The organism is Streptomyces sp. I05A-00742, from assembly GCF_013055795.1.
Taxonomy (GTDB): domain Bacteria; phylum Actinomycetota; class Actinomycetes; order Streptomycetales; family Streptomycetaceae; genus Streptomyces.
The window spans coordinates 53783-70595 of the sequence record NZ_JABETO010000026.1 but is presented as its reverse complement, the minus strand read 5'-3'; the positions used below and the strand labels follow the sequence as shown (position 1 = coordinate 70595).

Sequence of the window (16813 nt, the reverse complement as noted above, 5' to 3'; positions counted from 1 at the left end):
GAAGCCCCGGTACGTGCGACGGAGGCGGCCCGCGCCCCCGCCGTCGCTGTTCTCGGTGTCCCGGGTCGGATCCTCACGAGCCATGCTGCGCAGTCCCCCGTTCCGCACCCCGCTCGGGGGCGACGTCACGACCGTACGCGGCACCGGCGGCCCCGTCCATGCATGTTCGCCACGCTGAACGGGAATCCCCTCGCACGGGCGGGGAGTTACCGTGCGCTCCCGGAACCGGTGGCACCGATTCGGCCACCGCATTCGACTCCCCCTCGGAAAAGAATCATCACGCGCATTCGACGGACGGAAACCGGCACCCGAGACCGTTTCCGTGCGACCATCACCATGCTCAACAGCCCCTTGAATAAAGGAAGTAGACCTTCCGCACGTCGAGTGCTTTCACACTCCGTTAACCTCTTGCCTGGATCTGGAGCACGTTGTTAGCGTGATGATGCAGCACCATCAGTCATGGCGGGGGAACGCGGGGGATCTGATGAGTGGCGACGGCGGCTCCATGCCTTTTTTGACGCCGGTTCTGAGTGCGACACCGCGCGCGGACGTACCGGTCGACTCGTTACTGTCGGCGGACTCCCCGCGCACCAACGGCCTGGACCGGGAGTACATCGACACGCTCGTCGCGCTGGACGAGGACCTGCCGCCCATCGTCGTGCACCGGCCCACCGGACGGGTGATCGACGGGATGCACCGGCTCGCCGCGGCCCGGGTGCGCGGCGACCGGACCATCAGCGCCTACCTCCTGGACATGCCCGAGCGGAACCTGTTCGCCACCGCCGTCAGTCTGAACATCTCGCACGGCAAGCCGCTGACGCACGACGACCGGCTCGCCGCGGCCGCCCGGATCCTCAAGGAGAGCCCCGCGCTCTCGGACCGGTACGTCGCCTCCGTCACCGCCCTGTCGCCCCGCACCGTCTCCCGCGTCCGGCGTTCAAGCGTCGACGTTGCCCACTTGAACACCCGGATAGGGCTGGACGGCAAGCGGCGCCGGGCGGACGGGGCGAGCGTCGCCAGCGGCCGGCTGCTCGCGGGCGAGCTGATGCGGCAGCGGCCCGAGGCGAGTCTGCGCGAGATCGCCCGGGCCGCCGGCATCTCGCTCGGCACCGCCCACGACGTGAAGAAACGCATCCTCCTCGGCCGGGACCTCGTACCCCGCGGCTTCGTCGCGTCCGCCGAGCGGCCGCGGGAGCACCAGGACGTCCCGCGGCCCCGGACGCCGATCGCCGAGGCCCCGTCCCTGCGCGACGCGCGCGAACGGCTGGACCGGCTCCGCAAGGACCCGGCGCTGCGGCTCTCCCGGTCCGGCCGCTTCCTGCTGCGCAGCTTCGCCGTCCACGACGTCGACTCCGCGGTGTGGGCGAGGCTGGCCGCCACGATCCCGCCGCACTGCGCGGACGGGGTCACCCGGCTGGCCCGGGAGTGCGCCGATGTGTGGACGCGGTTCGCCGAGCGCGTGGAGCGGGAGGCCGGCGCCGCTCAGCGCTCCCGCCCGAGGGCCTGAGCCGGCCGACCGCCCCCGGGGATCCCGCCGGGCCGCCCGTACCAGCGACTCCCCTGCCGCCGACGGCGTGCGGAACGCCCGCCGTTCCGCACGCCGTCCGCTTCCGTTTCCGGGCCGGAATCGGGCGTCGAACACCGCTTCGCCCGTAGGGACCTTGTGGGAGGATTCCCGAGCGGGACCGGCCGGTGAATATCAACGGCACTGCCGGCCGAGGACCGATCATGTTCCGCCCGCGAGAACTCCGTTCTTCCTCTCACCATGGATCGCCGGGATTTCTCCCGTGAAGGGCCACATCGGGTGGTGGACGGGCCACCGCGCCCGACGGGCCCGGCTCTCCTTTTCCGTGCGCACTTCCGTGCGACGGATTCCGTGCGCCAGACGACTCGCAGAAGGTGGCAACCATGTCTGCCACAGACACCTCCGGGCCGCCCCATTACCCCTTCGGCCCCGTTGTCCGACTCGACCTGCACCCCCGCTACCTGGAACTGTGCCGCAACGAGCCGGTGTCCCGGGTGAGGATGCCCTACGGCGGCGACGCCTGGCTCGTCACCGGCTACCACGAGATCAAGCAGTTCCTCGCCGACCCCAGGTTCAGCTCGCACGCGGCGACGGCCTTCGACACCGCCAGGGTCACCCCGCTGCCCCTGCGGCCGGGCAATCTGCTCAGCATGGACCCGCCGGACCACGGCAGGATCCGCAAGGTCGTCGCGCACGCCTTCCGCCCGCGCATCGTCTCGCAGCTCGCCGACCGGATGCGCGACCTCGTCACCTCCGAGCTCGACGCCATGGAGGAGGCCGGTCCGCCGGGCGACCTCGTACAGCGGCTGGCGATCCCGCTCCCGGTCCGCATGATCGTCGAACTCTTCGGCGTCCCCTACGAGGACCGCGCGCAGTTCCGCAGGTACTCCGACGTCTTCGTCGCCACCTCCGCGCACACCAAGGAGGAGATCGACGCGGCGCGGGACGGACTGGAGGAGTTCCTGCGCAGGCTGATCACCCGGCGCCGCGACAGCCGTTCCGACGACCTCATATCCGTGCTCATCGAGGCGCTGGACGCCGGGCAGTTGTCGGAGGTGGAGGCCGTACGGACCGGTATCGGCATCCTCATGGCCGGTCACGAGACGTCCCTGAGCATGATCTCGAACGTCTCGTTCCTGCTGCTCGCCCAGCGCGACCTGTACGTCCGGCTGTACGAGGACCGGTCCCTGCTGGACCCCGCGATCGAGGAGATGCTGCGGATCGTCCCGCTCCGCTCGGTGGGCAGCTTCCCGCGCCGCGCCGCGGAGGACGTCGAGATCGGCGGGGTGCCGATCCGCAAGGGCGATACGGTGATCTTCCAGCGGGCCTCGGGGGACCGGGACGAGCGGGTCTTCGACGATCCGGAGACCATACGGTTCGACCGGGAGCACAATCCGCACCTGGGGTTCGGGCACGGACAGCACTACTGCCTCGGGGCGAGCCTGGCCCGCGCCGAACTGAAGGTGGCCCTCGAAGGAGTCCTCACCCGGTTCCCCGCCCTCCGGCTGGCCGTGCCGCCGGGGGACGTGCCGTGGAAGCCGGGACTGATCGCCCGGGCACCGGAATCCCTGCCCGTCACCTGGTGACCGCGGACCTCCCGCGGGCTCCCGGCCCTTCCCGGCACCGGCGCCGGACGCGCCGGCCGGTCGCAGTGCACGACTCCCGAGAACCGACAGAGGAAGGTCATGGCTTTGAGTCGTACGACGTGTGCCATAGCCGGCGCGGGACCTGCCGGGATGATGCTCGGCATGCTGCTCGCCAGGGCCGGGGTGAACACTGTGGTGCTGGAGAAACACGACGACTTCCTGCGTGACTTCCGGGGCGACACGGTGCACGCCTCCACCCACCGCCTCATGGGCGAACTCGGCCTGGGGGACGCCTTCCGGAAGCTGGCCCACCACCGCATCCACCGCCTCCAGGTCATCACCGACGACGGGTCCTACACCCTGGCGGACTTCCGTCGGCTGCCGGGAGAGTTCCCGTACATCACCTTCCTGCCGCAATGGGACTTCCTCGACTTCCTCCTGGAGGAAGCCGACCGGTTCCCCAACTTCCGGCTCCTGCGCCACAGCGAGGTCACCGGGATCACCAGGAACGGGAACCGGGTCACCGGCCTCCGCTACCGGGACGCCGACGGGCGGGAGCACGAGCTCGGCGCGGACCTCACCATCGCCGCCGACGGCCGGCGGTCGGTGCTGCGGGAATCCGCCGGGCTGCGGCACCGGGCCTTCGGCTCCGGCATGGACATCCTGTGGTTCCGGCTGTCCAAGCGGGACAGCGACCCGGGCGGCATGGTCGGACGGCTGTCCGACGGCCGGTTACTGGTCCGCATCGAGCGCCAGGGCTACTGGCAGGGCGCGCTCGCCATCCGCAAGGGCGGCTACGAGGAGCTGGTCGCCGACGGCCTGGAGCGGTTCCGGGAGATGCTGGCCACGCTCAAGCCGTTCCTCGCGGACCGGGTGCACGAGGTGCGCACCTGGGACGACGTCAAGGTGCTCGACGTCCAGATCGACCGGCTGCAACGGTGGTGGAGGCCGGGGCTGCTGTGCATCGGGGACGCCGCGCACACCATGTCGCCCATCATGGGCGTCGGCATCAACCTCGCCGTGCAGGACGCCGTCGCCGCCGCGAACGTCCTCGCCGGGCCGCTGCGGGACGGCACGCTCACCCATGAGCACCTCGCGCGGGTCCAGCGCCGTCGTATGCCGCCGACGGTGGTCACCCAGCGGATCCAGCGGTTCCTCCAGACCGGGTTCCTCGAACCGTGGATCAACGGCCAGGGGAAGTCCACCACTCCCGTGGCGCTGCGGGTCCTGAAGCGCGTACCCCGGTTCCAGGGCGGCCCGGCACGGGCGATGGCGATCGGACTGCGCCCCGAGCACCCGGCACCGTCCCTGCGCTGAGGCCGGTCCCCCGGACGTCTCACCCACAACTTCCGCTCCCCGCCTCCCGAACGGAGACCCCGCAGTATGCGTGTACTGATGACGAGCACCCCGGGCACCGGGCACACCTACCCCATGGTGGCGCTGTCCTGGGCCCTCCAGACGGCCGGCCACGAGGTGCTGGTCGCCTCGTGCGGTCCCGGCCTCGCCCTGGGCGGGGCCGGGGCGCGCACCGTGGACGTCGCGCCCGGCCTGTCCCTGGACGCCATGGTGGGCAAGCTGTCCCGGCAACACCCGCAGATGGCGGCCCAGTTGCTCCAGGAGGCGTCCGGCGTCGGCTACCTGGAGGCGGTGGGCGGCGCGGTCGCGGCGGCGCTGCGGCTCCACCCGGAGATGGTCGCCGCGATCATCCGCACGGCCGAGGAGTGGCGGCCGGACCTCGTCGTGCACTCACCGCTGCAGACGCCCTCGATCGTCGCGGCGGCCAAGCTGGGCGTGCCCGCGGTGCAGCACGGTTTCGGTTTCCTGAACCCGTCCGCCGAGAGCATGCGCGAGCTCCACGCCGACCTCTTCGAGCAGCACGGGGTGGGCCTTCCCGAGGTGCGGGCCACCATCGACATCACCCCGCCGAGCGTCGTCCCGCCCGAGCCGGGCATGTGGCCGATGCGCTTCGTGCCCTACAACGGCAACGGGCCGCTCCCGAAGCCGCTGTTCGACCTGCTCAACAGCCGGCCCGAGGTGCCCCGCATCGCCGTCTCGCTCGGCAGCGGACCGATGCCCGGGGAGGCGGCGCTCATCGTCGAGCGGGTCCTGGCGGCGGCGCCGAAGATCGACGCCGAGTTCGTCGTCGTCCTGCCGCGCGTCGACCTGGAGCCGTTCGGGCCGCTCCCCGACAATGTGCGGGCCTTCGACTGGGTGCCGTACAGCGCGCTCCTGGCCCGCTGCTCGGCGGTCGTCCACCACGCCGGTCCGGGGACGGCGCTGGGGGCGATGGTGAACGGGCTCCCGCAGGTGATGCCGGACTTCAAGGGCCTGGGGCGGCCGGTCGTCGCCCGGGCGATCGCCGACCGCGGGGTCGGGCGGGTCGCGCGGCCCGACGAGATCGGGCCGGAGCTCCTGGAGTCGGTCCTGGCGGACGAGGGCATGCGGGCGGCCGCGGCGGAGGTCCGCGCCGAGATCGCGTCGATGCCGGAGCCGGCCGGGATCGTCGGCCGCCTGGAGGACCTGGTGGCGCGGGGGACGGGCGCGGCCTGACGTCCGTACGGGTTCCGGCCCCGGAGCCGGAACCCGGGCCCGGCCGGGTGCCGTCAGGCCACGGTCACCTTGACGATGCGGCCGGACGCCTCGACGACGAAGAGGTGGTGGCGGGGGTCATGGCCGCCGAAGCCCTGGGCGACGCGGACGCTGCTGGGCATGTGCAGGCCCTTCACGAGCACGCAGGAGTTGCCGGTCGCCGGATCGACGCGGATCAGTTCACCGCTGCCGAAGCCCGCCACCACGAGGTCGCCGCGGAAGTGCGTCATGTCGTCCAGCAGCTTGCCCCGCAGGGGGTTCGGGCTGAGCCGGGCGACCGTGGTGTGCCGGCCCGGGTCGTCCAGGGGGATCCGTACGACGCGGGACGTGAGGTCGGTGAGGACGCTCGCGTACAGCTGGTCGCCGATGATGTCCAGACCGTTGGTGCCGAAGATGTCCGCGGCCCTGGTCCAGGCCTCGTCCCGGGTGCCGTCGGGGCGTATCTTCAGGATGCCGGTGGAGAGTTCACGGCTGAGGTAGAAGTTGCCGGCGGAGTCGATGGCCAGGCCGTTGACGCCGGAGATCCCGTCCACGACCTTCCGCGGTGTCGGGTGGGCGGCGGACGGGTCGAACCGCATGATGCCACCGTGCGGAGTCAGCGGATTGACGCCGAAGTTGACGTACATCATGCCGTCGGGACCGCGCCGGATGCCGCCCGCGCCGGTGACCGGGACGGTGGTCCGCAGCGTCCCGTCGGGCGCGTACCCCTCGACCCGGTGCTTCGCCACGTGCGAGACCCAGAGGGTGCCCCGGCCGTCGAACTCCAGGTTCTCCCGCCAGTCCAGGAGCGGGACACCGCCCTTCCGGAACACCTCCACCCGGGCCTGTTCCTGGCACGACCGCAAGGCGGTGCCTAAGGGTGCCCGGGAGTCGGCCGCGGCCGCCGACGGTCCCGCGAGTGCCATCGCCGCCAGCAGGCTCGTCACGACCGCCGTGGAACGTATGCGCATGCCGTGGACCTTCCTCTCTCCGTCGCTGTCACGTCTCGTCGCCACGGCGCGCCGCTCCTTCAGCGCTCCGCTTTTCAGCACCCCGCTTTTCAGCACTCCGCCGCGACGCGGAACCGGATCCCGGCCGCCCGCAGCCGTTCCGTCAGCGCATCCCCCATGGCCGTCGCCGTGGTGACCTGCCCCGAGGTCTCCGGGAGGTCGTCCAGCGCCAGGCTCAGCGCCGCCTCCGCGAAGATCTTGGCGGTCTCCCCGTACCCCGGGTCGCCGCCCGCGACCTCGGTGAACACCCGCCGGCCACCGCCCTCGCCGACGAACCGGACCCGGAACCAGCTGCGGGCACGCCGCTCCGCGTCCGGACCGCGGCCCGGCGGGTACAGCTTCGTCATCCAGGCCCGGAGGGGCGGTACGTTCGCGGCGGTCACCAGGGCGCCCACCCCGGCCGGGGCGGCCAGCGCCAGCGGCAACGACTTCACCGACGCGTAGTGCCGGTAGCGGAAGTCGGGCCCGTACCGCTCCAGCGCGACGGCCGAACGGCGTACGACGGTGGGGTCGATGGTGGGCAGCGGCAGCGCCCAAGTGCCCGTCTCCCTGCTGAATCGCGGTCCGGCCGCCGGCACCCGGACCCGGCGCCCCGACGCCGGGCGGGGCTCGTACCGCTGCCGTTCCCGCGCGGCCGCGAGCGCCTGGCGCGCCCGTCCGGCGATGGTCAGGGACGAGGCCAGCGTGCCGCCGGAGATCAGCCCCCGCGCCTGGACGAACCCGTCGACACGCAGCGGCACCCCGTCCGGCAGCTGCAGGACGGTGAAGTACACCCCCAGGTCGTGGGGGACCGAGTCGAAGCCGCAGCTGTGCACGAGGCGGGCGCCGGTCGCGCGCGCCCTCGGGTCGTGGCGCACGTACATCGTGTCCACGAACTCCGGCTCACCGGTGAGGTCCAGATAGTCGGTGCCCGCGTCCGCGCACGCGGCCACCAGCTCCTCCCCGTACCGGATGTACGGCCCCACGGTCGACGCGACGACGTGGGCGGACTCGGCCAGTTCCCTCATCGCGGCCGGATCGCCCGCGTCCGCGGTCACCAGCGCGACCTCGGCGGCCCGGAGCGGGTCGGCTCCGGCCAACCGCTCCCGCAACCGCTCCAGCTTCTCGCCACTGCGCCCGGCGAGCGCCAGCCGGCAGGCCCGCGGCGCATGGGCCAGCAGGTATGCGGCGGTGAGCTCGCCCACGAACCCGGTCGCCCCGAAGAGCACGACGTCGTACGGCCGTCGAGGACCGTCCTGCCTGTTCATGACGCCTCCTCCTGCCGGGTCCCGCCCCTTCCGGGGCCGTTCCCCGATCAACTCCAGCTCCGGAACTCGTCACCTTCACAGAGCGGCCTGTGATCGTCAACCTCCCGTAATCGCCAGGGGGTTCGCCCGGCCGGGCGCCGACGCGGTTGTGCCCCGCGCGGGCGCCCGCCGCCCGTATCCTTCACCCGTACGGCCCCCGTCGCGCACCGGACGCCGTGGCCCGGACGGCAGGGTTCCGCGGGCCGACGCCGGCCGTCCCCTCGTGCACCGCCCATGACCACGCGTTTCCGGCAAGGCCGGACAAGGGAGGACGGCCGTGGAGGAGCCGAAGGGCACGGCGGCGCTCGTCGTCAACGCGGCCGGTGAGTTCCTGCTGCACCTGCGCGACGACATCCCCGGGATCTGCGACCCGGGCGCGTGGTCCCTCCTCGGGGGCGGCCGGGAGGACGGCGAGACTCCGGAGGCCGCGATCGCCCGTGAACTCGCGGAGGAGGCCGGGCTCGTGCTGCCCGGGCTGCGGCGGTACGCCGTGCTGCCGGCGCGGGGTCCGGACGGCGGGACGGGGCTGATCACCGTGTTCCTCGGGCACTGGGAGGGCGACGCGCGGGCGCTGCCCCTCACCGAAGGGGTGATGCTGGCCTGGTTCCCCGCCCCGGTGCTGCCCCGGCTGACCATGAGCCCGTGGGCGAGGGCGGTGATCGGACGGTATCTGGACGGCGGGGTGCCGGCCGGCCCCGAGGTGTCCGGGCGGGGAGTCCCCGCGGTGCCTCGCCCCGGCCCGACGGTGATCCGGAACGCCGCGAGCGGCCTCGTCGTCCACGACGGCCGGGTGCTGCTCCTGCACGGCAACACGCCCCGGACCACCGCGTACTGGCTGCCCGGTGGCGGCCAGCACCCGGGCGAGACGCTGTCGGAGTGCGCCGCGCGCGAGGTGTTCGAGGAGACCGGCGTCCGCGTCACCCCGGGCCCGGTCCTGCTGCTGCGCGAGTACATCCCCTACCGGCACCCCGAGGTCCCGGCCCGCCCCGACGCGCGCCACCGGGTGGAGGCGCTGTTCTGGTGCGGGGTCACCGACGTGCCCAGGACCCTGGGCGGCCCGGTCCCCGACCGCGCGCAGGCCGGCGTCGTATGGGTCCCGCTGGACGGGCTGTCCGGGCTGCGGATCAACCCGGTCGCCTACCGCGGCCTCCTCCCGGGCCTCGTCGCCGCCGCCCGGGCCGGCGAGCGGGACGGCTTCTACGCCGGGGACGTCGGGTGAGGCTCCGCGTCGGAATTCCGGCCGACGACCACCGGCAGTGGTCCGAGCCCGCTCGACGTCTTCCCCACGGCGCGGACCGTTCCTTCACCGGCCGGGGACCGTGCGTGAAGTTCTTCTGTTGCCCCGCTTAAGAAATCCTCGATGGACGTCAGGGGCATCACTCGGCACATTGGTGCGCGCGAAGATTCACCGTGGTCCCCGCCGTGGAACCACCACCCCCCCTGGAGCCGCAGCCCATGAAGGCACTCGTCAAGCACAAGGCCGAGCCCGGGCTGTGGCTCATGGACGTCCCCGAGCCGGAGACCGGTCCCGGCGACGTCCTGATCCGGGTGCTGCGCACCGGCATCTGCGGGACGGACCTGCACATCCGGTCCTGGGACGGATGGGCTCAGGGGGCGGTCCGTACGCCGCTCGTGCTCGGGCACGAGTTCGTCGGCGAGGTCGCCGAGGTGGGTGCGGACGTCCGGGACATCGCGGTCGGCGATCTGGTCAGCGGCGAGGGGCACCTGGTCTGCGGCAAGTGCCGCAACTGTCTGGCCGGCCGCCGCCATCTGTGCCGGAGCACGGTCGGCCTCGGCGTCGGCCGGGACGGCGCCTTCGCCGAGTACGTCGCGCTGCCGGCCTCCAACGTCTGGGTGCACCGGACCGAGGTCGACCTCGACATCGCCGCGATCTTCGACCCGTTCGGCAACGCCGTGCACACGGCGCTGTCCTTCCCCCTGGTGGGCGAGGACGTCCTCATCACGGGCGCGGGCCCGATCGGCATCATGGCCGCGGCCGTGGCCCGGCACGCCGGCGCCCGCAACGTGGTCATCACCGACGTCAGCGAGCCGCGCCTGGACCTGGCCCGCAAGGTCGGCGCCACCCTGGCCTGCAACGTCGCCGAGTCCTCGATCGCGGACGCGCAGCGCGCCCTGGGGCTGCGCGAGGGCTTCGACATCGGCCTGGAGATGTCGGGCCGCCCCGAGGCGCTGCAGGACATGATCGCCAACATGACGCACGGCGGCCGCATCGCCATGCTGGGCCTGCCGTCGCAGGAGTTCCCCGTCGACTGGTCGAAGCTCGTCACCTCGATGATCACCATCAAGGGCATCTACGGCCGTGAGATGTACGAGACGTGGTACGCGATGACCGTGCTGCTGGAGGCCGGACTCGACCTCGCGCCGGTGGTCACGGGCCGGTACTCCCACCGGGACTTCGACGCGGCCTTCTACGAGGCCGCCACCGCACGGAGCGGCAAGATCATCCTGGACTGGACCGCCTGACCTCCGGCGTCGTCCTCCCGCCCCCGCACCCCGCCTTCCGCCCTTCCCGAAGGAGCCCCCGCATGTTCGCCTCCGTCCGCGACGACCTCCGCGCCACCCTCGACGAGATCCGTGAAGCCGGTCTCTTCAAGCCGGAGCGGGTCATCGGCACGCCGCAGAGCGCCTCGGTGCACGTCACCGCCGGCGGCACCCCCGGCGACGTGCTCAACTTCTGCGCCAACAACTACCTCGGCCTCGCCGACCACCCCGAGGTCGTCGCCGCCGCCAAGGACGCCCTCGACCGCTGGGGCTACGGCATGGCGTCGGTGCGCTTCATCTGCGGTACGCAGGACGTCCACAAGGAGCTGGAGGCGCGGCTGTCGGCGTTCCTCGGCCAGGAGGACACCATCCTGTACTCCTCCTGCTTCGACGCCAACGGGGGCGTCTTCGAGACGCTGCTCGGCGCCGAGGACGCCGTCATCTCCGACGCCCTCAACCACGCCAGCATCATCGACGGCATCCGGCTCTCCAAGGCCCGCCGCCACCGCTACGCCAACCGTGACCTCGCCGACCTGGAGAAGCAGCTCCAGGACACGCAGGACGCCCGGCGCCGTCTGATCGTCACCGACGGCGTGTTCTCCATGGACGGCTATGTCGCCCCGCTCCGCGAGATCTGCGACCTGGCCGACCGCTACGACGCCATGGTCATGGTCGACGACTCGCACGCCGTCGGCTTCGTCGGCCCCGGCGGCCGGGGCACCCCCGAGCTGCACGGCGTCATGGACCGGGTGGACATCATCACCGGCACCCTCGGCAAGGCCCTCGGCGGCGCCTCCGGCGGCTACGTCGCCGCCCGCGCCGAGATCGTCGCCCTGCTCCGCCAGCGCTCGCGCCCGTACCTCTTCTCGAACTCCCTCGCCCCGGTCATCGCCGCCGCCTCCCTGAAGGTCCTCGACCTGCTGGAGTCCGCGGGCGACCTGCGGGAGAAGCTGCGCGCCAACACCGAGCTGTTCCGCACGAGCATGACCGAGGCCGGCTTCGAGATCCTGCCCGGCGACCACGCCATCGCCCCCGTCATGATCGGTGACGCGGCCGAGGCGGGCCGGATGGCGGAGCTGCTGCTGGAGCGCGGCGTGTACGTCATCGGCTTCTCGTACCCGGTGGTCCCGCTGGGCGCCGCCCGGATCCGGGTCCAGCTGTCCGCCGCGCACTCCACCGCCGACGTCGAGCGGGCCGTCGCCGCGTTCGTCGACGCGCGCAAGGAGCTCAAGGGCTGACCCCGCCGGTCCCTCCGGGGCCGACCCGGCGGCGGACCGGCCGTACGCCGCCCCGGGCCCTGGCAAAATTGGCCAGGTGATCGACCCCCGGCGACTGCGCGTCCTGCGGGCCGTGGCGGACCACCGTACGGTGACCGCCGCGGCCGCGGCGCTGTACCTGACCCCCTCCGCCGTGTCCCAGCAGCTCGCCGCCCTCGAACAGGAGACCGGCCATGTGCTGCTGACCCGCAGCGGCCGCGGCGTCCGCCTGACCGCGGCAGGCGAGATCCTGCTCACCCACGCCCACCAGGTCGTGGCCCAGTTGGAACGGGCCGAGGCCGAGCTCGCCGCCTACGCGGACGGCAGCGCCGGCGAGCTCACCGTCGCCGCGTTCGCCACCGGCATCGCCGAGGTGCTGGCCCCCGTCATCACCCTGCTCGCCGGCCGCCACCCGGGCATCCGGCTCCGGGTGCGCGACGCCGAGGGCGACGAGAGCCTGCCGCTCGTCATGGACGGCCTGGCCGACGTCGCCCTGGCCGTCGAGTACCGCGGCGCCCCGCGCGAGAACGACCTGCGGCTCGTCCGCGTCCCGCTCTACGCCGAGCCCTTCGACGCGGTGCTGCACACCTCCCACCCGCTGGCCCGCGAGCCCCACGTCCGCCTCGACGAACTCGCCGACAGCGACTGGATCGCCCCCTACCCGGGCAACCCCTGCCACGACATGACGGTCCTCGCCTGCGAACTCGCCGGCTTCCAGCCGCGCCTGGCCCACTCCTCCGACGACTTCCGCGCCGTCGCCGCCCTGGCCGGCGCCGGCGCCGGCGTGGCCCTCGTACCGCGCTCCGCGCTCTCCGGCATGAACATCAAGGACATCGTCGTCCGCCCCGTCGAGGGCGTCACCCCCACCCGCCGCGTGTTCGCCGCCGTCCGGCGGGGCGCGGAGCAGCATCCGCTGATCCGGCCGGTGCTGGAGGCGCTGGGCGAGGTGGCGGGGTCGCTGTCGGCGGGGTGAGGGCCGGGGGTACTCCCGGACGGCGTGCCCCGGCCGGTGGTCCGGGCGCAGGGCTGCGGTTCCATGTTCAACCGCGGTGGGTGCGGGCGCATATTTCGGGCGAGTCGCCGCTCAATGCGCCCCTTTTCCACCAGTCGGCCGCCGAGACGAGCGTCGAGGCGCCCGTCGTCGGCCGCCGGCGCACGATGGCCCGTATCCGCCGCTTCCCGCGGAGGACGGGGGATGAGGGGTTTCCGTGCGACGAAGGAGGCAACACGGCCAGGGACGGCCTTCCGGGAAGGAGTCCCTCCGTGGTTTTCACCGCCCTGCTCATCCCTCCCCTGCTCCTGGGCCTCATCTTCGCTCTCGCGGGATACGAGGACCGCATGCTGGGTGAGGCACCCGAGCCCGACCAGGCGCCGCTGCCATCGGAACGTCACCTGCGCGTCGTACCGGATCTCCCCGCCGACGAGCCTCGCCTGCCCGACGCCTCCCCGCGGCGCGGCGGCCATCGGGGCCGGCACGCGGCTTGACGCACGACCGGGGCCCGCCCGGCGTATCCGCCATCCGCCGGACCGACCCCGCCCCGGGGCGGAGCCCCTTCCGTTCTCAGCGCCCCCTGCCGAAGGGCACCGTCACACACGCCAGCCGTTCCCCGGCCATCCCGGCGCGGCCTCGGGCGGTCTCGGTGGCGTGCTCGTGGAGCACCATCGAGCGGGCCTCGCCCGGGCGGACGCGCCAGGTCACCGTCGCCTCGACGCGGGCATCGCCGCGCCGGTCGGTGGTGAAGTCGAGCCACGCCTCGTTCCTCGGGTTCGCGTAGGCGGGGTCGACCGAGGGCTGCACCGGATCCTTGACGTGCTGGTAGTGCGGCCCCGCGTCCTCGGGCTCGGAGCCGCACGCCTCCCTGTGCACATGGGCCCCGAACGTACGGTTGCCCGGAAGGCCGCGGAGGCGCAGTTCGAACCGCGTGCCCCCACCGCTCGTCTCACGCTCCACCACCTGGACGCGCGCGCCCTCCGGCACCGCGTCCGGGTCATAGGTGACGGCACCGTCTCGCACATCTGCACGAAAGGCCTTGGTCACGGTCACCGGATCGTCCTGCGGAACGAGGACCACGGTCGGCACCACCGCCACGACGGCGGCGGCCACTACGGATACATAGGTCATATCCGGACCTCTTCCCCGGCCGGGCACCGGCCTCACCGAAGCGCGCCACACATTTGCCGCATTTCACCGGCATCCGCCGAACGGCCGTACCGGCTCACCCCGCCAGGCGCCGGCCCTCACCGACCGGGCCGCTTCCCCGCACCGCACCCCCGTACCACGCCCCCGCGCGGGGCGTCGGCACCATGAGGCAGCCGACGGCACTGGGGCTCTGGTACCAGCGATGCCACCAACTCCCTTGAGACGTAAGTAAATTTGAGGTTCTCGTGAGACTCCAGCGCACGGAATACCGGGAGGATCGACCCGGCCGAGGCAGGAGCAGGTGACCTTCGCAGCACCCGTAGTCGCGGTCAGCAGGACTCTGTGCAGCACCCCGCGCCTGCCGGTACCACCAGCACCGACCAGTTTCGACAAGCACCGATCTTGGAGGAGACATGGCGAGGATGCTCGAACCGTCGCGCCGTCGCGGGCGCATCGCTGCCGTCACGGCGGCCGTCGCCGCCCTCAGCGGCATCGGCCTGACCGTGCCCGCCTCAGCGGCCGCACCGGGGGCCGACCTGGCCTCGTGCAGGCTGGAAGCCGGCCGGCCGTACGTCCAGAACGGAAAGGTCTACGGCCACGCGACCGCCAACACATGCGGTGGCAAGTGGGACCGCGCCACGATCTTCCTCCTGGCGGGGAATCCCGCGCCGGGCGGGGTCCGGTGGGCCGTCCAGGACTCGAACCCCAGCGGCCGCCTCAGCCAGTACGACATGACGTGGACGACTGCCGCCAAGTGCGTCAAGCCCATCATCTGGCGCACCCAGGTTCTCGCCTACAAGGGCAAGCATTTCGTCAAAGAGGTCAACCAAACCCTCTCCGTCACCCGCTGTTGACCCCCTCGCTGTTGGTCGGATCCGGCCCGGCGGTAGGGCGGACCACACCTCTTGAGCGGTTCCGCCTCGCCGTATGAACGGCGAGGCGGACGGGTCCATGAGCCGTTGCCCTCCGGGCACCGGACGGGGCCCGCCCGCCGTGCCGTACGTGCGGCGAGCGGGCCCCGGGCGTCCGTGACTACCGCGGGAACGGCTTCGACGCGTCGTTGTCCCCCTTGATGCAGGCGTTGAGCTTCTTCTGGATCGCGTCGGCCTGGGCCAGGGCCCGCCTGGCGGCCGCGTACTCGCCCTCGTGCTTCAGCCGCTGGGCCTTGGCCTTGAGGTTGGCGACCTGCTGGCGCATCTGCGACGTGTCGCAGGTGATGGCCTTGGCGCTGGCGGTCTGGGCGGGCAGGGTCATGGCGACCGTGCCTCCGGCCATGAGCGCGCTCACGGCGAGTGCGACGATGCGTCGGCGCATGTGGTTCTCCAACTTCCGGTCCGGGCCCCTTCGTGGGGGATCCGTGGCCTTTGAGGGACAGGAATATCGACCCTCTTGGTCACCCAAGGTGGTCGACGACGCGGAGCGTAACCGAGATCGGTAACACAGGAAGCAGGCAAAGCCGGGCAGAGGACACGAAGCCGGAACATATGATTCCAGTGTTGTGGATCACTGCGTTCCGCACCACCGACGCCCTGTTCCTCCGCGATCGCCCGGGGCGTTCGGGATTCCACTCTCGCCGGCACGCCGTCAGGAACGGTCCCCTTCCGGCGGGATGTTGAAGTTGATCCGGAACATGTTGCCGGGATCGTAGTGGGACTTGAGGTTCCTCAGCCGCTCGTAGTCGGCCGGCGCGTAGGCGGCGCGGACGCGGTCCGGGGTGGCGTCCTCCACGCCCGCGAAATTGAGGTTCATCCCACCGGTGCTCCACGGACGCAGGCCGGCCAGCAGTGCGTCCCGCTGCCGGGGCGGCCCGCTCGCCGGATCGGCGCCCGTGAAGAGCGAGAAGGCCGCGTCGCGCCCGCCGACGCAGTTGGGGACCTCCGGCGGCCGCGCGTAGGCGCCGCCGAAGTGCCGGAGCTCGGTGACGAACGGTGGCCGCGCGTCCGGCCCGGCCAGGTCGACGAGGGTGTCGACGGCGTCGTGGGTCAGATCGCTCAGGAGCAGGTTGCGGTCGTGGACGACGTACGGCAGGGAGGTGGGCTCGTGGTGGATCGTGCCGACCTCGGCGTAGGGCATCTCCCGTACGGTGTCCAGGAGGACCGGCCCGAGCGCGCGCAGCGGCTTCACCAGGAGCTCGCCGTCCGCCGGGTCCCCGCTGTGGGCGAAGCGGAGGTGGGTGACGAACCGGCCGCGCAGCGGCTGCGGGATGCCGGGCAGATCGGGGTTCCGGACCAGCAGCACGGAGGTCGCCGTCTCCTCGGGCAGGTGCCGGACCAAGTCCGCGTAGGCGTGCAGCACCTCGGCGGTGGCCTCGCCGGGGAAGTAGAGGCCGCCGCCGTACAGCCGTGCCACCGGGAACAGGTCGATCTCCGCGCCCACGACCAGGCCGAAGTTGTCCTTGCCGCCGCGGACCGCCCAGAACAGGTCGGGGTCGGACGCCGCGGTCACGTCGCGCAGCCGGCCGTCGGCCGTGACCAGCCGCAGCCGCCGCACGTGATCGGCGGCGAAGCCGAAGCGCCGGCCCAGCAGCCCGGCGCCACCGCCCGTCAGGTAGCCGATCGCTCCTACGTCGGGACTCGACCCGTTCAGCGGGGCCAGTCCGTACGGGGCGGTGCGTTCCAGCACCTGACGCCAGCGGGTGCCCGCTTCGACCCAGGCCGTCGCACGGGCCGGGTCGACCCGGACGCCGTCCATCCGGCGCGTGTTCACCAGTACGGCGCCGTCGGCCGGCACCGCGGGCCCGTGCCCGGTGGCCAGCACCCCGACGGGCCGCCCGGACTCGGCCGCCGTACGCACCGCGGCCACCACGTCCTGCTCCCCGGCCGCCCCGACCACCCGCACCGGCCGCGAGGCGACCGCCCTGTTCAGCCCCAGCCGCTCGTCGTCGTATCCCTGATGGCCCGGCAGGAAGACCGGGCCCGTGTTCGCGCTCATGCGGGGGAA

Annotated in this window: 15 protein-coding genes; 10 read left to right on the top strand and 5 right to left on the bottom strand. The window is 72.5% G+C overall.

Translation table 11 applies throughout. The features are described 5' to 3' along the window. Positions 1 to 514: 514 nt before the first annotated feature. From HN013_RS22685 to HN013_RS22670, 4 genes are all read left to right on the top strand, one after another. Positions 515 to 1507 carry a ParB N-terminal domain-containing protein gene (locus HN013_RS22685; protein ID WP_171169111.1) on the top strand — a complete coding sequence of 331 codons (993 nt, stop codon included), beginning with the start codon at positions 515 to 517 and terminating at the stop codon, positions 1505 to 1507. A gap of 401 nt (positions 1508 to 1908) precedes the next feature. Continuing rightward, entirely contained in the window at positions 1909 to 3111 is a 1203-nt protein-coding gene (locus tag HN013_RS22680) for a cytochrome P450 (protein WP_171169110.1), read from the top strand. 99 nt (positions 3112 to 3210) lie between these two features. After that, positions 3211 to 4428 carry an FAD-dependent oxidoreductase gene (locus HN013_RS22675; RefSeq protein ID WP_171169108.1) on the top strand — a complete coding sequence of 406 codons (1218 nt, stop codon included), beginning with the start codon at positions 3211 to 3213 and terminating at the stop codon, positions 4426 to 4428. Positions 4429 to 4506: 78 nt separating this feature from the next. Then, a complete protein-coding gene (locus HN013_RS22670) occupies positions 4507 to 5661 on the top strand; it encodes a nucleotide disphospho-sugar-binding domain-containing protein (RefSeq protein ID WP_171169107.1) in 1155 nt (384 codons plus the stop codon). A gap of 53 nt (positions 5662 to 5714) precedes the next feature. Here HN013_RS22670 and HN013_RS22665 read toward each other — a convergent pair whose 3' ends face one another. Together HN013_RS22665 and HN013_RS22660 are read right to left on the bottom strand one after the other, a co-directional pair. After that, a complete protein-coding gene (locus HN013_RS22665; RefSeq protein ID WP_171169106.1) occupies positions 5715 to 6650 on the bottom strand; it encodes an SMP-30/gluconolactonase/LRE family protein in 936 nt (311 codons plus the stop codon). Positions 6651 to 6739: 89 nt separating this feature from the next. Beyond that, positions 6740 to 7936 (bottom strand): trans-acting enoyl reductase family protein, encoded by a 1197-nt coding sequence (locus tag HN013_RS22660; protein ID WP_171169105.1) that lies wholly within the window; start codon positions 7934 to 7936, stop codon positions 6740 to 6742. A gap of 316 nt (positions 7937 to 8252) precedes the next feature. Between HN013_RS22660 and HN013_RS33995 the strand changes: the two genes are divergently transcribed. The 5 genes from HN013_RS33995 (at position 8253) to HN013_RS22635 (ending at position 13218) form a co-directional block, all read left to right on the top strand. Then, the gene (locus HN013_RS33995) at positions 8253 to 9194 is read left to right on the top strand and encodes an NUDIX domain-containing protein (protein ID WP_171169104.1); all 942 of its coding nucleotides are present in this window, start codon (positions 8253 to 8255) and stop codon (positions 9192 to 9194) included. 236 nt (positions 9195 to 9430) lie between these two features. Next, on the top strand, positions 9431 to 10459 hold the full coding sequence (tdh, locus tag HN013_RS22650) for an L-threonine 3-dehydrogenase (protein WP_171169103.1): 1029 nt from the start codon (positions 9431 to 9433) through the stop codon (positions 10457 to 10459). Between the two features lie 62 nt (positions 10460 to 10521). Next, positions 10522 to 11715 (top strand): glycine C-acetyltransferase, encoded by a 1194-nt coding sequence (locus HN013_RS22645; RefSeq protein ID WP_171169102.1) that lies wholly within the window; start codon positions 10522 to 10524, stop codon positions 11713 to 11715. Positions 11716 to 11791: 76 nt separating this feature from the next. Further along, positions 11792 to 12706 (top strand): LysR family transcriptional regulator, encoded by a 915-nt coding sequence (locus HN013_RS22640; RefSeq protein ID WP_171169101.1) that lies wholly within the window; start codon positions 11792 to 11794, stop codon positions 12704 to 12706. A 290-nt stretch (positions 12707 to 12996) separates the two neighbouring features. Continuing rightward, positions 12997 to 13218, top strand: coding sequence for a hypothetical protein (locus tag HN013_RS22635; RefSeq protein WP_171169099.1), 222 nt, complete (start codon positions 12997 to 12999; stop codon positions 13216 to 13218). A gap of 76 nt (positions 13219 to 13294) precedes the next feature. Here HN013_RS22635 and HN013_RS22630 read toward each other — a convergent pair whose 3' ends face one another. Then, a complete protein-coding gene (locus tag HN013_RS22630; RefSeq protein WP_171169097.1) occupies positions 13295 to 13855 on the bottom strand; it encodes a superoxide dismutase family protein in 561 nt (186 codons plus the stop codon). Between the two features lie 431 nt (positions 13856 to 14286). Between HN013_RS22630 and HN013_RS22625 the strand changes: the two genes are divergently transcribed. Further along, a complete protein-coding gene (locus HN013_RS22625) occupies positions 14287 to 14727 on the top strand; it encodes a hypothetical protein (RefSeq protein ID WP_171169095.1) in 441 nt (146 codons plus the stop codon). Positions 14728 to 14905: 178 nt separating this feature from the next. Here HN013_RS22625 and HN013_RS22620 read toward each other — a convergent pair whose 3' ends face one another. Together HN013_RS22620 and HN013_RS22615 are read right to left on the bottom strand one after the other, a co-directional pair. Next, positions 14906 to 15187: a hypothetical protein gene (locus HN013_RS22620; RefSeq protein ID WP_171169093.1), complete on the bottom strand. Its 282-nt coding sequence runs from the start codon at positions 15185 to 15187 to the stop codon at positions 14906 to 14908. A gap of 270 nt (positions 15188 to 15457) precedes the next feature. Next, entirely contained in the window at positions 15458 to 16804 is a 1347-nt protein-coding gene (locus tag HN013_RS22615) for an FAD-binding oxidoreductase (protein WP_171169091.1), read from the bottom strand. Between the last annotated feature and the right edge of the window lie 9 nt (positions 16805 to 16813).